This is a genomic window from Tateyamaria omphalii, from assembly GCF_019802125.1.
GTDB lineage: Bacteria > Pseudomonadota > Alphaproteobacteria > Rhodobacterales > Rhodobacteraceae > Tateyamaria > Tateyamaria omphalii_B.
Genome location: NZ_JAHVHT010000001.1, coordinates 870,453 through 885,181 on the forward strand (window position 1 = coordinate 870,453; position 14,729 = coordinate 885,181).

The 14,729-nt window shown below is 63.1% G+C and carries 15 protein-coding genes; 13 read left to right on the plus strand and 2 right to left on the minus strand.

All coding sequences use genetic code 11. The annotated features are described in order from the left end of the window. Positions 1–51: 51 nt before the first annotated feature. The 6 genes from KUV51_RS04285 (at position 52) to KUV51_RS04310 (ending at position 5,852) form a co-directional block, all read left to right on the plus strand. On the plus strand, positions 52–717 hold the full coding sequence (locus KUV51_RS04285) for an HAD-IA family hydrolase (protein WP_222520357.1): 666 nt from the start codon (positions 52–54) through the stop codon (positions 715–717). 78 nt (positions 718–795) lie between these two features. After that, entirely contained in the window at positions 796–1,995 is a 1,200-nt protein-coding gene (locus tag KUV51_RS04290; RefSeq protein WP_222520358.1) for a DegT/DnrJ/EryC1/StrS family aminotransferase, read from the plus strand. A gap of 132 nt (positions 1,996–2,127) precedes the next feature. Beyond that, positions 2,128–2,850, plus strand: a complete 723-nt coding sequence (locus tag KUV51_RS04295) for an EF-hand domain-containing protein (RefSeq protein WP_222520359.1) — start codon at positions 2,128–2,130, stop codon at positions 2,848–2,850. A 100-nt stretch (positions 2,851–2,950) separates the two neighbouring features. After that, positions 2,951–4,114 (plus strand): isovaleryl-CoA dehydrogenase, encoded by a 1,164-nt coding sequence (locus tag KUV51_RS04300; RefSeq protein ID WP_222520360.1) that lies wholly within the window; start codon positions 2,951–2,953, stop codon positions 4,112–4,114. Next, positions 4,114–4,389, plus strand: a complete 276-nt coding sequence (locus tag KUV51_RS04305; protein WP_222520361.1) for a hypothetical protein — start codon at positions 4,114–4,116, stop codon at positions 4,387–4,389. Before KUV51_RS04300 ends, KUV51_RS04305 begins: the two co-directional genes overlap by 1 nt. Next, entirely contained in the window at positions 4,386–5,852 is a 1,467-nt protein-coding gene (locus KUV51_RS04310) for an AMP-binding protein (protein ID WP_222520362.1), read from the plus strand. The genes KUV51_RS04305 and KUV51_RS04310 overlap by 4 nt, the downstream gene beginning before the upstream one ends. A 14-nt stretch (positions 5,853–5,866) precedes the next feature. Here KUV51_RS04310 and KUV51_RS04315 read toward each other — a convergent pair whose 3' ends face one another. Continuing rightward, on the minus strand, positions 5,867–6,472 hold the full coding sequence (locus KUV51_RS04315) for an OmpW/AlkL family protein (protein ID WP_222520363.1): 606 nt from the start codon (positions 6,470–6,472) through the stop codon (positions 5,867–5,869). 137 nt (positions 6,473–6,609) lie between these two features. On the opposite strand from KUV51_RS04315, the gene KUV51_RS04320 reads away from it, so the two are divergent. The 6 genes from KUV51_RS04320 to KUV51_RS04345 all read left to right on the plus strand — a co-directional run bounded on the left by KUV51_RS04320 (position 6,610) and on the right by KUV51_RS04345 (position 13,396). After that, positions 6,610–8,214, plus strand: coding sequence for a carboxyl transferase domain-containing protein (locus KUV51_RS04320; protein ID WP_222520364.1), 1,605 nt, complete (start codon positions 6,610–6,612; stop codon positions 8,212–8,214). A 298-nt stretch (positions 8,215–8,512) separates the two neighbouring features. Then, positions 8,513–10,453 carry an acetyl/propionyl/methylcrotonyl-CoA carboxylase subunit alpha gene (locus KUV51_RS04325; RefSeq protein WP_222520365.1) on the plus strand — a complete coding sequence of 647 codons (1,941 nt, stop codon included), beginning with the start codon at positions 8,513–8,515 and terminating at the stop codon, positions 10,451–10,453. Further along, complete coding sequence (locus tag KUV51_RS04330) at positions 10,450–11,082, plus strand: glutathione S-transferase family protein (protein WP_222520366.1); 633 nt, start codon at positions 10,450–10,452, stop codon at positions 11,080–11,082. The genes KUV51_RS04325 and KUV51_RS04330 overlap by 4 nt, the downstream gene beginning before the upstream one ends. Next, positions 11,079–11,744, plus strand: coding sequence for a glutathione S-transferase family protein (locus tag KUV51_RS04335; protein WP_222520367.1), 666 nt, complete (start codon positions 11,079–11,081; stop codon positions 11,742–11,744). The genes KUV51_RS04330 and KUV51_RS04335 overlap by 4 nt, the downstream gene beginning before the upstream one ends. After that, on the plus strand, positions 11,745–12,605 hold the full coding sequence (locus tag KUV51_RS04340) for a hydroxymethylglutaryl-CoA lyase (RefSeq protein WP_222520368.1): 861 nt from the start codon (positions 11,745–11,747) through the stop codon (positions 12,603–12,605). A gap of 5 nt (positions 12,606–12,610) precedes the next feature. Continuing rightward, positions 12,611–13,396: a crotonase/enoyl-CoA hydratase family protein gene (locus KUV51_RS04345; RefSeq protein ID WP_222520369.1), complete on the plus strand. Its 786-nt coding sequence runs from the start codon at positions 12,611–12,613 to the stop codon at positions 13,394–13,396. On the opposite strand, the gene KUV51_RS04350 is transcribed toward KUV51_RS04345, so the two are convergent. Beyond that, positions 13,393–14,268, minus strand: coding sequence for a LysR family transcriptional regulator (locus KUV51_RS04350; RefSeq protein WP_222520370.1), 876 nt, complete (start codon positions 14,266–14,268; stop codon positions 13,393–13,395). The two genes, KUV51_RS04345 and KUV51_RS04350, sit on opposite strands and share 4 nt — an antisense overlap. A gap of 119 nt (positions 14,269–14,387) precedes the next feature. Here KUV51_RS04350 and KUV51_RS04355 point away from each other — a divergent pair, with 119 nt between their 5' ends. Further along, positions 14,388–14,669 carry a DUF1330 domain-containing protein gene (locus tag KUV51_RS04355; RefSeq protein WP_222520371.1) on the plus strand — a complete coding sequence of 94 codons (282 nt, stop codon included), beginning with the start codon at positions 14,388–14,390 and terminating at the stop codon, positions 14,667–14,669. The last annotated feature ends 60 nt before the right edge of the window (positions 14,670–14,729 follow it).

Here is a 14,729-nt window from a genome sequence, read left to right on the forward strand (position 1 = left end):
ATGGTTTCGGCCTGCAACAGAAACGGGCGGGCATCCGCCGGAAAGGCGGGTATGGCGGCAGTGATTTTCGACCTCGACGGAACCTTGGCGGACACCAGTGGCGATCTGCTCGCTGCAGCCAACCACTGTTTTCGCGATATGGGGCTGGGCGATGTGCTGGGGCCGCAGGATGCAGGGGTGGCTCTGCGTGGTGGGCGGATGATGCTGCGCACCGGGCTGACGCGCATGGGTCGGATGGATGACGCGACGGTGGATCGATACTATCCCGTGCTGCTCGACGCCTACGCCGCCGACATCTCCAGCCGAACAACACTTTACCCCGGTGTGATGGACAGCATCGCGGTCCTGAAAGATCACGGCTATGCCATCGGTATCTGCACAAACAAACCCGAAGGGTTGGCCGAGCAGTTGATGCAGGATCTTGGTGTGCGCGATGCGTTTGGCAGCCTCGTGGGTGCCGACACGCTGTCCGTCCGCAAGCCGGATCCCGAACCGCTGTTCGAGGCAACCCGCCGTCTTGGCGTCGACGGCGACGCCTGCGTTCTGGTTGGCGACAGCGACACCGACCGCAACACCGCGCGGGCGGCGGGGGTCCCGTCGATCCTCGTCACCTTCGGCCCGTCGGGCGAGGATATGGCTGCCCTTGAACCAGAGGCGCTTCTGGATGACTTCGCCGCACTGCCGACCGTCGTCACGGCGTTGCGACCGCTGCGATAAACTGCAGCCCCAATTTCAGAACCCGAAATCCGCCGACGCTCTCTTGACGGGTCGGCTGCCGCATTTCACAAACGGCGCATGACAGAGCGTTTCACAGGCAATTTCACCCAGCAAGAGCCTATCCCCGAAGCCGGGATCGAGGCCGCCATTGCCGTCATGCGGCACGGGCGACTGCACCGCTACAATACCGGTCCTGATGAACAGTCGGAAACTGCTCTTTTGGAGCAGGAATTCGCGGCAACTGTCGGATCGCAATATTGTCTGGCCGTAGCCTCGGGCGGGTATGCGATGGCCACAGCCCTGCGTGCCGTCGGGGTGAAACCGGGTGACAAAGTGCTGTCCAACGCTTTTACCTTGGCACCCGTCCCGGGCGCCATCGCCTCGCTGGGCGCTGTGCCTGTCTTTGTCGGTGTGACGGAAAGCCTGACCATCGACCTGGATGATCTCGAAACAAAGCTGGGCGAGGCGCGCGTCCTGCTGCTCAGCCACATGCGCGGCCATATCTGCGACATGGACCGGCTGATGGCGATGTGTGATGCCGCTGGTGTGACCGTGATCGAGGATTGCGCGCATACCATGGGGGCAGCCTGGAACGGTATCCCGTCCGGCCGGCACGGCGCCATCGGTTGCTATTCCTGCCAGACCTACAAGCACGTCAACTCTGGCGAGGGCGGTTTCCTTGTCACCGATGACCCGCATCTGGCGGCCAAAGCGGTGATGCTATCGGGCAGCTATATGCTCTATGAACGTCACCTCGCGGCCCCGCCGAAAGAGGCGTTCGACGACATCAAGTATCACACACCCAACATCTCGGGTCGCATGGATAACCTGCGCGCCGCGATCCTGCGCCCGCAGATTGCTGATCTGGCCACGCAATGCCAACACTGGAACGACCGCTACCACGCGCTCGAAGACGGGCTCAGGGACACGCCCGGCCTGACGGTCATTGACCGGCCGGAGCAAGAAACGATCGTCGGCTCTTCCTTCCAATTCCTTCTGCTGGACTGGGCGGCCTCTGCCGTACGCGATGTGGTCGCAAAATGTGCCGCACGCGGGGTCGAGTTGAAGTGGTTTGGCGCAGCGGAGCCGGTCGCCTTCACAAGCCGCTACGACAGTTGGCGCTATGCCCCGTCTAAACCCATGGCGGCAAGCGATCGGGTTTTGGCGGGCATCGTGGATCTGCGCGTGCCTCTGACCTTCAGCCTTGATGACTGCGCACTGATCGCTCGCATCATCCGGGACGAGGTGTCGCGCGTCCACAACCGCAGCATGGCCTGATCTGACAATTTTCCGCTGAAAACCCGTGTCCGGACACGAAATGGCGTGCGTCCCGGCACGGCAATGGTAGAATTTGGCGCATCACATGCGGCCTTTTGCAGGCAGCACGACATCTCCAAAAAGTCATTTATCATGCGCCAAGAAAAGAAATCTGAAACGCTCGAAGTCCGGGTAAGCCTCAGCGAAAAATCCGCCTTTGCTGCCCGCGCGGCAGCACGTGGAGAATCCATGAGCGCTGCCTTGCGCCGCCTGATTGCCGAAGATGCCGTGCCTCAACTTGTATCCAAGGAGGCCCCCATGTGGAGCAGAATTACGTTTGCCGGCGCGCCCGTTGCCATCACCATTGCTGTTCTCGTTTCGGTATCGCTTGCCGGTGCCGAGGCAAAGACCGACTTCAAAACCAGTTTTCGCGCCATGGACGCCAACCGTGACGGCGTGATCGACTACACCGAACTTGTCGCGGACATGACCCACCGCATCTCTGTTGCGGACGTTCCACCCGCCTGCGAAGGCACTGAGTGGCAAGAACGCTGGGACGCAACACCGGAGATGCTGGCCGACGGGCATTTGGAGTTTTATGACGCCAACAGCGATGGTTCTGTCACACTCAAGGAGTACGTCGCCGCCTACGAAAACCAAAGGGCAAGCGACTTTGTAGAAGCCGACGCAGATGGCAACGGCTTCATCACGGAAGCCGAGCTTGTTGCCGCATATAAAGCAGATGAAGCCAAGGTTCCCGCGGCATGCCGTGCCGCCATCGGTATGCAAAGTGCTGCCAAAGCGCCCGAGATCCTTCAGTTTCTTGATGTCGACGGCGACGGAGAGGTGAGCCTGCGTGAGTTCGTGGACCACTAGACGCCGCTGATCCGTCCCGTACCGGGACTCGACACTGCGACCCTTCCCCGCTATTTATGAACAAGCGTTCAATTTACGGGTGAATATCGGGGGAGGGCCCATGTTTCACGCATCCATGACATTCGATCTTGGCGAAGAGATCGGCGCGCTGCGCGAAATGGTGCATCGCTGGGCGCAAGAGCGCGTCAAGCCGATGGCCGCGAGGATCGACAGCGACAACAACTTCCCGCCCGAGCTGTGGCCCGAGATGGGTGAGCTTGGCCTGCTTGGCATTACCGTCGATGAAGAGAACGGCGGGGCGGGGATGGGCTACCTCGCCCACACTGTCGCCATCGAAGAGATCGCGCGCGCCAGCGCCTCGGTCTCTCTCAGCTACGGCGCGCACTCGAACCTCTGCGTCAATCAGATCAAGCTGAACGCGACACCGGAGCAGAAAGCGAAGTATTTGCCCGGCCTCGTCAGTGGCCAACATGTCGGAGCTCTTGCCATGTCCGAGGCCGGCGCAGGCTCTGACGTGGTGTCGATGAAGTTGCACGCCGAAAAGCGCAATGACCGTTTCATACTCAACGGCACGAAATACTGGATCACCAACGGCCCCGACGCCGACACGCTTGTCGTCTATGCCAAGACAGACCCTGAGGCCGGGCCACGGGGCATGACAGCCTTCCTGATTGAAAAGGAAATGAAAGGCTTTTCCACCTCTCCCCATTTCGACAAGCTGGGCATGCGCGGATCGAACACGGGCGAGCTGATCTTTGAAGATGTGGAAGTGCCCTTCGAAAACATTCTGGGTGAAGAAGGGCGAGGTGTCGCCGTTCTGATGTCCGGTCTCGACTACGAGCGCGTTGTACTGGCCGGCATCGGTCTGGGCATCATGGCGGCCTGTCTGGACGAGGTCATGCCCTACGTCACGGAGCGCAAGCAGTTCGGCCAGCCCATCGGGAACTTCCAGCTGATGCAGGGTAAGATCGCGGATATGTATGCGGCCATGAATTCGGCGCGCGCATATGTATACGAAGTGGCGAAAGCCTGCGACCGGGGCGAGGTCACGCGCCAGGATGCGGCGGCGTGCTGCCTCTATGCCTCCGAAGAAGCGATGAAACAGGCCCATCAGGCCGTGCAGGCCATGGGCGGTGCCGGGTTCCTCAATGATGCACCCGTCGCCCGCATCTTCCGCGACGCCAAGCTGATGGAGATCGGCGCAGGTACATCGGAAATCCGGCGCATGCTGGTGGGCCGTGAACTGGTTTCGGCAATGATGTGATGCCGCGGCAGGTCGTCATCACCACGGCTGTGCTTGTCGTTCTGGCCGCCCTCGGAGGGTTCTGGCTGGGCCAGCGGCAAGTGACGCTCGACGCCAGCGGCGTGATCGAATCCGTGGCCGACGCCCATGTGGCGCAGCACGGCGGCGACCGCAGCCAATGCGTCGGCTGGCCGGGCGAGGACGGGGCGGTGTTCTATGTGCGTTGCGCCAGCATCCTCTATGCCGTGGACCGGTGGGGCAGCCTGTCCGTGGTGGATCAGGAGGGCGGTATATGAACATGGCCGCCCAATGCCTTGATCACGCGCCAGATCAGATTGCCATCATCGACCTCGGGTCTGGCGCTCCCGTAGATGTCACTTTTGGTGAACTGGTCGAGATGGTGGACGGTTTGGCGCGTGCTCTCAGTGCGCAGGTCCGGCCGGGGGACCGTGTTGGTGTCCTTCTGTCGCAAACGCCGTGGTGTGCGGCCGCACATCTTGCAATCTGGAAAATCGGCGCGATTTCAGTGCCTTTGTTCAAACTCTTCAAGCAGGATGCCTTGCGTTCACGGCTTGAGGATTCCGGCGCGATACTGGTGCTGACGGACGCGGAAGGCGCCGCTCTGGTTGGCGACCTCGCGACCTGTTGGATGGTGGAGACGGTAGGTGTCGCTGGCGACGCGGTGCCGTTCGCGCCCGCCACCACCACGACACCCGCAGTCCTGATCTACACCTCCGGCACAACAGGCACGCCCAAGGGTGCCTTACACGGGCACGGCATACTTCACGGGCATCTACCGGGCGTTGCGCTCAGCCATGATCAGTTGGGCCAGCCGGGCGATTGCCTATGGACACCCGCCGACTGGGCTTGGATCGGTGGGCTCTTCGACGTCCTTATGCCCGGCCTCGCGCTGGGTGTACCCGTGGTCGCATCGCGTATGCGCCGGTTTGATGTGGACGAGTGCATCAGGATCATATCGCAAGCCTCTGTCAAAAATATCTTTTTCCCACCAACGGCGCTGCGGATGCTCAAAGCGGAGGGCGCGCGCATCAGCGGCCTTCGCTCCGTTGCAAGCGGTGGTGAGCCGCTGGGAGCTGAGATGTTGGCATGGGCGCGCGACGCGCTCGGCGTGACCATCAACGAATTCTACGGCCAGACCGAATGCAACATGGTGGTGACGTCGTGCGCCGCCTGTTACGACACCAAGCCGGGATGCATGGGCCGTGCTGTGCCGGGCTTTGACGTGGCTGTCATTGACGCGAATGGCAGCATAACGGACGGCGAGGGCGACATAGCGGTCAAGCGCGGTGCGCCATCAATGATGCTGGAGTATTGGAACCGTCCCGAAGCAACGGCCGAAAAATTCAGGGGTGATTGGATGCTCACGGGGGACCGCGGCAAGCAAGACGGACACGACATCCGTTTTGTCGGACGAGACGATGACGTGATCACCTCGGCCGGCTACCGGATCGGCCCGGCAGAGATCGAGGATTGCCTGCTCACCCACCCGGACGTGGCGACAGTCGGGGTTGTTGGCAAGCCCGATCCACTGAGGACCGAAATCGTCAAAGCCTACGTCGTGACGAAACCGGGATGCGCGCCGACGGGCGAGGCATTGCAATCCTACGTCAAGGATCGCCTTGCAAGCTATTCTTATCCAAGGGAAATCGAATTCCTCAATGCCCTGCCCATGACTGTCACGGGCAAGGTCATTCGTAAGGAATTGAAAGCCCGCGCCGCTGAGGAGGCGCAGGCTTGATGCTTTGTGGCCGATCAGAACTTCCGCACATAGGCGAAGTTGAGCACGATGGGATCAATCTCGGCGGTGCCGATCTGTGCGCCGTTCAGCATGACGTCGGTGTCGATGTCGATCCAGCGGATGTTGGCCCGGAAGGCGTCCTGGGGGCTGAAGGCATAGTCCACACCGGCCTGAACCGCGACACCCCAGCTGTCGTCAAGCTCCAGCGTGCCAAGGGGCGATTCTTCCTCGAAGAAGGTGGTGTAGTTCACACCGATGCCCAGATAGGGCTTCCACTTGGTGTCGGTCGGGAAGTGGTAGTTGACCGACAGGGTGGGCGGCAGGTGTTTGGTGGATCCGGCAAAGCCGACACCGGCAAGGTCGATGTCATGTTCGAACGGGGTCGCGGCCAGCAGCTCGATGCCCACGTTGTCCCAGATGAAATATTCGCCGGTGATGGTCAGGGCATAACCGTCGTCGATGTCGGCTTCGGCGCCGTTCAGGATGCCGTTCCCGGACTTGGGAAAGACACCGCCCACCCCGACACCCAGTGTCCAGTCGCCCTGGCTTTGCGCAAACGCGCCGGTGGTCAGAGCGGCAAGGGTCAGGGCAGCGGTGGTGATGCGGAGAGTGTTTTTCATGTTCTTGTCCAATCACGTCGTTATGTGAGGCCAAGTCTCTCAGAACTTTGGATGATCCGCGTTGATGCAGGTCAAACGACGTATCGAAAACGCGGTATTTATCCTCTTAGATCAAGACCGAACGCAGGAGACGCACAATGCGCCTGACCTCCTCCGCCTTGCCGGGGTCCGACCAGTTCCGCAGCAACCGCGAGGCGCATTTGGCTGCGCTAGAAGACGTGCGTGCCGCCGCCGCCCATGCCGCAGCCGGTGGGGGGCAGAAATCCCGCGATCGCCATGTGAGCCGTGGCAAGATGCTGCCGCGCGACCGCGTGGCCAACCTGCTCGATCCTGGCTCTCCCTTTTTGGAAGTCGGCGCAACGGCGGCGCATGGGCTTTACGGTGATGCTGCTCCCTGTGCGGGGGTGATCGCTGGCATCGGTCGGGTCATGGGCCATGAGGTCATGGTCGTGTGCAACGATGCCACCGTGAAGGGCGGCACTTACTACCCAATGACTGTGAAAAAGCACCTGCGCGCCCAGGAGATTGCGGAGCAAAACAATCTGCCCTGTATCTATCTGGTCGACAGCGGCGGTGCGAACCTGCCCAACCAGGACGAAGTGTTCCCCGACCGCGACCACTTCGGGCGCATCTTCTTCAACCAGGCGCAGATGAGCGCCAAGGGCATTCCGCAGATCGCCGTGGTCATGGGTTCTTGCACCGCAGGCGGCGCCTACGTGCCCGCCATGTCCGATGTGACAATCATCGTCAAAGAGCAGGGCACCATCTTTCTAGCCGGTCCGCCGCTGGTCAAGGCAGCCACGGGTGAGGTCGTCAGCGCGGAAGACCTCGGTGGCGGTGATGTCCATACGCGCCTGTCCGGTGTGGCCGACTATCTCGCCGAAGACGACGCACACGCCCTGGCGCTCGCCCGCAGGGCCGTGGGCAACCTCAATCTGCGCAAGCCGGACACAGTGGTCCTGCAAAGTCCCGAGGAACCGGCCTACGACCCCGAAGAGATCCTCGGCGTCGTGCCCGCCGACCTGCGCACGCCCTATGACATCCACGAGGTGATCGCCCGCATCGTCGATGGCTCCCGCTTCGATCCCTTCAAGGCGCGTTTTGGCGAGACGCTTGTCTGCGGGTTCGCCCACATCAAAGGCGTACCCGTCGGCATCATCGCCAACAACGGCGTGCTGTTTTCGGAGGCGGCGCAAAAGGGCGCCCATTTCGTGGAACTCTGTTCGCAACGCAAGATACCGCTGGTCTTCCTGCAAAACATCACCGGCTTCATGGTTGGCCAGAAATACGAAAACGAAGGCATTGCGCGGCACGGGGCCAAGATGGTGACGGCAGTGGCGACAACCTCCGTGCCCAAGGTCACGATGCTGGTCGGCGGCTCGTTCGGCGCGGGCAATTACGGCATGGCGGGCCGCGCCTATTCCCCGCGGTTCCTGTGGTCCTGGCCCAATTCCCGCATCTCGGTCATGGGCGGCGCGCAGGCGGCGGGCGTGCTGGCCACGGTCAAACGCGACGGGATCGAGCGGGCAGGGGGCACGTGGTCCGAGGATGAAGAGGCGGCGTTCAAACAACCGACCGTCGACATGTTCGAGGAGCAGTCGCACCCGCTCTATGCCTCCGCCCGGCTCTGGGACGACGGCGTGATCGACCCGCGCAAGGCGCGCGACGTGCTGTATCTGAGCCTGAGTGCGGCGCTGAACGCTCCGATCGGGGAGACACGCTTTGGCGTGTTCCGGATGTGATGCGTGCCTTTCTCGGCAAAGTAGCGGACGTCTTCGAGTTGCAGGGCAAAGGATGTGCTTTGCAACTGACAGAGGTGGAAGGTCTTCCCATCGCGGGGATGATGCTCAACGTCGGTGAGTACAAATGCTGTGTTACCGAGGTTGGGCGAAATTCAACCGATGGTCAGCCTATATCGTCACGATCCTGCCTTTCCGGCCAACCCGTGCCTCCGTACGGAATTGTGTTGGTCCAATGGGTTGGAGCAGCTCCAAAGCCAAAAGACATTCACGGGCACCGAGCCGAAGGAACAGTGCAATAATGTTCAACACAATCCTCATCGCAAACCGGGGCGAAATTGCCTGTCGCGTCATGGAAACGGCGCAAGCCATGGGTGTGCGTTGCGTCGCTGTCTACTCCGAGGCGGATGCCAGCGCCAAACATGTGCAAATGGCGGATATTGCCGTGCATATCGGTGGTCCCGCCCCGGCGGAAAGCTATCTGCGCGGTGACGTGATCATCCGGGCGGCGCTCGACACAGGCGCGCAGGCGATCCACCCCGGCTATGGCTTTCTCTCCGAGAACCCTGATTTCGTCGAAGCGGTCGCGGCAGCTGGCCTGACCTTCATCGGCCCTTCGGCGAAGGCGATACGCGCCATGGGCCTCAAAGATGCGGCCAAGGCGTTGATGGTAGAGGCGGGCGTGCCGGTTGTCCCCGGCTACCATGGCGCGGACCAGTCCGACGAGCTGTTGGCCGCCGAAGCGGACGAGATGGGCTACCCCGTCCTTATCAAGGCCGTCGCAGGCGGCGGTGGCAAAGGCATGCGTCTAGTCGAAGCACCCGGCGACTTTGCAGATGCATTGGCGAGCGCCCGCAGCGAGGCGCAGACCGCGTTCGGCAACCCGGACGTGCTGGTCGAGAAATTCGTCACCCAGCCGCGCCATATCGAGGTTCAGGTCTTTGGCGACGGCACCCGCGCCGTGCATCTCTTCGAACGCGATTGTTCGCTGCAACGCCGCCACCAGAAGGTGATCGAGGAAGCCCCGGCCCCCGGCATGACCCACGAGATGCGCGCCGCCATGGGCGACGCTGCGGTGCGCGCGGCCGAAGCCATTGGGTACAAGGGCGCAGGGACGGTAGAGTTCATTGTCGATGGCTCGGGTCCACTGCGCCCCGACGGCTTCTTTTTCATGGAGATGAACACGCGGCTTCAGGTCGAGCACCCGGTAACGGAGGCGATCACCGGCGTCGATCTGGTCGAGTGGCAACTGCGCGTCGCCGCAGGTGAGCCGCTGCCCATGTCACAAGAGGATCTGACCATCACCGGTCACGCCTTCGAGGCGCGGCTCTACGCCGAAGATGTGCCCGCCGGCTTCCTGCCCGCCACAGGCACACTTACCCATCTGAACTTCCCGATATCCGCTCGTGCCGACAGCGGCGTGCGGGCAGGGGATGAGATCAGCCCACACTATGACCCGATGATTGCCAAGGTCATCGTACACGGACCGACACGCGCCGTGGCTCTGAAGCGGCTGTCGCAGGCGCTCTTCGGCACGCAGGTGGGCGGTACGGTCACGAACCTCGCCTTTCTCGGCGCCTTGGCCGGGCACGCGGGATTTGCGGCGGGCGAGGTCGATACCGGCCTTATTGCACGCGACATCGACACGCTTGTGCGGCAACCGGACATCGCACCGCGCCATGCCGTGGCAGCGGCGATGGGAGTTTCCGGCCTCGACAAGCCAACGGCAGATGCCGGGTTTTCCCTGTGGCAGCCACTGCGCCGCACGATACCGTTGATGCGGAACGACACCCCCGTGCTCTGCACTGTTGAGGTACTGGACGCCAACACCCAACGGTGGGACGTCGATGGCACACCTGTTTTGGCCGAGCGCAGGCAGGATCAGTGGCGCATCGACGGGCACCCGGCACCGGATGTGCACGTGGCCGGCACCACTGTCACCGTTTTTGATGCCTACGGTATCGCGTTCCACATAGTTGATCCGCTCGATGTGGCTGCCAGTGCAGCAGGCGATGGCAATGTGGTCGAAGCCCCGATGCCGGGCCTTGTCAAAGCCGTCTTTGCCACGCCCGGCGCTGTCGTTGCCGAGGGCGACAGGCTCGCCATTCTCGAAGCCATGAAGATGGAACACGTGCTTTTGGCCGCCCGGGACGGGACCGTGGCCGAAGTGCTGGCAGCAGAAGGGGATCAGGTTGTGGCAGGCGCAGCGCTTGTGCGGCTGGAGGAGGATGTAGACGCATGAGCGATCTATGCCTTATCGGCTATCGCTACAGCGTCTACACGCGCGCCGCGCGCATGGGATTGCATCTGGCAGGATGCGAGTACGCCTATGAAGAGTGCGACCCGTTCAATCCGGAAATGGCCTCGAACGCAGCACACCCGATGGGCAGGGTGCCCGTGTTGCGCGTCGGCAATGACACCCTCTACGAAACCGCGGCCATCCTCGCGTGGTGCGATGCAACACGCGGCTGGCAGGCGCCGCCCATTGTGCAGGCGCGCGCCGCTCAGGTGGGAAGCATCGTGGATGCCTATGGCTACTGGCCGCTTGTGAGGCAGGTCTATTCCCACGGCTGGTTCCGGCCCTCCATGGGGGCGCCGTCCGATCCCGAGGAACTGGCGTCGGGGTTGGAGGCATCCGCTTGTGTCCTCAACATGCTGGAAGACATCGCGCAGGCGGGCGAGGTGCTGACGGGCGCGGACCTGACCCGCGCAGATTGTCACCTGTGCCCCATGATCGACGCCTTCCAGCGCGTGCCTGAAGGTGCCGCGGCGCTTGCCAAGCGGCACGCACTGGCGGCATGGTTTGACGCATTGAAGCCCACCCAAGTCTTCATAGAAACCGCCCAAGGCGCATTCCCGGAGGCAGCATGATCACGCTCCACCACTGCCCGCAGACCCGATCCATGCGCACGCTCTGGCTGCTGCATGAGTTGGACGTCCCGTTCCAGGTTAATGTCCACCCCTTCGACAAATCCCTACGCGCGCCCGAGTTCCTGAGCCTCAGCCCAGCAGGCCGTGTGCCCGCGCTCGAAATCGATGGTGAGCGCATGTTCGAAACCGGCGCCATCACCGAATACCTCTGCGACCGGTTCAGCTCAGACGGCTTGGGCCGCTCTCCCGGCAGCCCGGACCGCATGGCATGGCTCGTCTGGGTGCACTTTGCCGAAACCGTCAGCCAACATGCTGCAGCACTGACGCAACAACACATCGTTCTCCACGACGACGCGATGCGCAGCCCCACGGTGATGAAACTCGAAGCGGCACGGCTGGGCAAATGCTACGACGCGATCGAGGCGCGACTGTCCACGCCCGTGGAGAACCGCGACTACCTTCTAACCTCCGGCTTTTCCGCAGCCGACATCTCGGTCGGGCAGGCAGTTTACATGGCGCAGCACTTCCGCGACTTCGACGATCACCCCGAACTGGCCCGATGGTTTGCGCGCATCACGGACCGGACCGGCTTCCAAGCCAGTTTGCCGGAACCGGCCGCGCGGCTCTATGATCGGGACTTCTATCCGGCGCGGGAGGGATAAATGGACACGGTTGAAATCTACGAAGTGGGCCCGCGCGACGGGCTGCAGAACGAGGCGCGCGACATCCCTGTGGCCGAAAAGGTTGCGCTGGTCGACAAGCTGAGTGCCGCAGGCTTCCGCCGGATCGAATGCGCCAGCTTTGTCAGCCCGAAATGGGTGCCGCAAATGGCGGGCAGCGCCGATGTGCTCGCCGGGATCATGCGCGCGCCCGGCATCCGCTATGCGGCACTGACCCCGAACATGCGCGGCTTCGACGACGCGCGCGCGGCAGGCGCGGACGAGGTGGCCGTTTTCGGCTCGGCAAGCGAAGGGTTCAGCCGCGCCAACGTAAACGCCAGCGTGGACGAGGCACTCCACCGCTTCGCCCCGGTGATCGAGGCCGCCCGCGCCATCGATCTGCCGGTGCGCGGCTATGTCTCCTGCGTCGTGGATTGCCCCTATGATGGTGTCGTCGCCCCCGAGGCTGTGGCGCGGGTCGCGGACCGGCTCTTTGCCATGGGCTGTTACGAGATCAGCCTCGGCGACACGATCGGGCAGGGCACCCCCGACGCCCTGGCCCGTATGCTGCTGGCCGTGCGCGACGTGGTGCCGGTTGGTCGGCTCGCCGGGCATTTCCACGACACGAGCGGGCGGGCGCTCGACAACATCGACGCGGCCCTCGCGCTGGGCCTGCGCGTCTTCGATGCGGCGGTCGGTGGGCTCGGCGGCTGCCCCTATGCCCCCGGCGCCGCGGGCAATGTCGCGACTGAGGCAGTAGCCTCACATCTTGCACGCCTCGGCTACGACACCGGCCTCGACCTCGGCGTGATCGCAGAAGCGGCAGAGATGGCCCGTGCCATGCGCGGCGCAAAGAAGGACTGACATTCGTGACCGACACCATTTCCATCACCACAGACGCACGCGGCGTGGCAACGCTCACGCTCGACCGCGCCGACAAGCACAACGCCATGAACGCGCAGATGATTGCAGAACTGCATCACGCCGCGCGCACCCTCGGTGCCGATGATACGGTGCGCGTCGTCGTGCTTGCCGCGGCGGGCAAGACCTTCTGCGCCGGTGGCGACCTTGGTTGGATGCGCGAGCAGATGCAGTCCGATGCCGAAACGCGTGCGTCCGAGGCGGGCAAGCTTGCGCATATGCTGCAGGCTCTCAACACGATGCCCAAACCGCTGATCGGTGCGCTGCACGGCAACGCCTTTGGCGGCGGCGTCGGCATGGCCTCGGTCTGCGATGTCGCCATTGGTGCGGACCACATCAAACTGGGTCTGACCGAAACGCGGCTGGGCATCATCCCCGCCACCATCGGGCCCTATGTGGTGGCGCGCATGGGTGAGGGGCGTGCGCGACGCGTCTTCATGTCATCCCGTATCTTTGACGCGGAAGAGGCGGTCGAGCTTGGCCTACTCGCGCGGACCGTCCCGGCGGATGACCTTGCCGCAGCGGTCGAGGCGGAAGTCGCACCCTACCTGAATTGCGCGCCTGGGGCCGTCGCGGCGGCCAAGGCTTTGGCCCGCGGCTTCGGGCCACGCATAGACGACGACACGATCGCCACCTCGATCGCGGCACTCAAGGCGCGCTGGGAAACGGAGGAAGCGGCCGAGGGCATCGACGCTTTCTTTGCCAAGCGCAAGGCGGCTTGGATGACACCCTAGGTCGCTTCGCCTGCAAAGGCCCCGCGCTGCTTGCGCAGGGCGGTAGAGACGAACTCGGTAAAGGCCGCAATGCGGGGCACCGCGCGCAAATCCGCGTGCGTCAGTACCCAGATGGGCCTGTAGGGCATCAACGGCAGCCCTGGCACCCGCGCCAGCGCGGGATCGCGATCGCCTATGATACAGGGTACGCGGGACGCGCCTAATCCTTCGCGCAAAGCACCCAGCATAGCGATCATGTCATCCAGTTTCATGACCGTCCGCGTGTTGGGATAGACCGCAAGCACATCGCGCGGTGCCGGTTGCCAGTGCAGGAACCTCAGCCAGTGCAACTGGCGTTCCGGGTCCTTCTCCAATGCCGCGACATACTCCACGCTGGCGTAAACCGCTGATTTCTGCACAGCAGCTTGCCGCCCGACCAGATCCGGGTCCGGCGCGTCCGAAATCCGGATCGCCACATCGGCCTCGCGCTCGGCCAGGTTCAGCGTTTCGATGGCACCCAGGATGGTCAGCTCGATATCCGGATGCGCCCGGGCGAAGGCGCCAAAAATCGGGGCGAGCACGGTCTGCACCATGAGTTGCGGCGCCGTGACCGTCAGCGGCCCGCTCAATGCGGCATCGCGGGCCGCGATGCTGCGCGACAGGGTGGCGTGCTCTGTCTCGAATGTCTCTGCCGTGCGGGCGGCATCGCGTCCGGCTTGCGTGGGCGCGTAACCGGACGGGCGCCGGTCGAAAAGCGCGGCACCAAGGTTCGCCTCTGCAGCCGCGATGCGGCGCGCCACGGTGGCATGGTTGACGCCAAGCGCCCGCGCAGCGCCGCTCAATCCGCCATGGCGCACTGTTTCCAGAACGTATTTCAGATCATCCCAGTCCATCGACGTCTCTCACTGCAACGTTGATTGTTTTTGCACAGGTGGGGCGCAGATACACTCGTTTAATTCACAAGTACGGTGGCGGTAGCGTCACTTGGACCATCAAGTGAAAGGAAGTCACCATGACCACTCATGCTGTTGCGATGTTGCGCATCACGAACCCGGACAGCCTCGCACAATATCGGGAGAAGGCGGGCGTAGCGCTGGCGCGACATGGCGGAGAGATTGTTCAGGCAGCGCCCGACATCTCTGCGCTGGAAGGCGCGCCAGTTGTGCCGGACATCATGGCCATCATCCGGTTCCCGGACCGCGCCGCCGCCGAAGCGTGGATCGCCGATCCCGAGTTGCAAGCGGTCCATGACTTGCGGCGCGCGGCAGGCGGGTCCGACATTCTGTTGATGTGACCTGAGCGTCCGAAAACGAAAGTGCGCCACCGGGATTGCCCGGAGCGGCGCGCTCTCGCG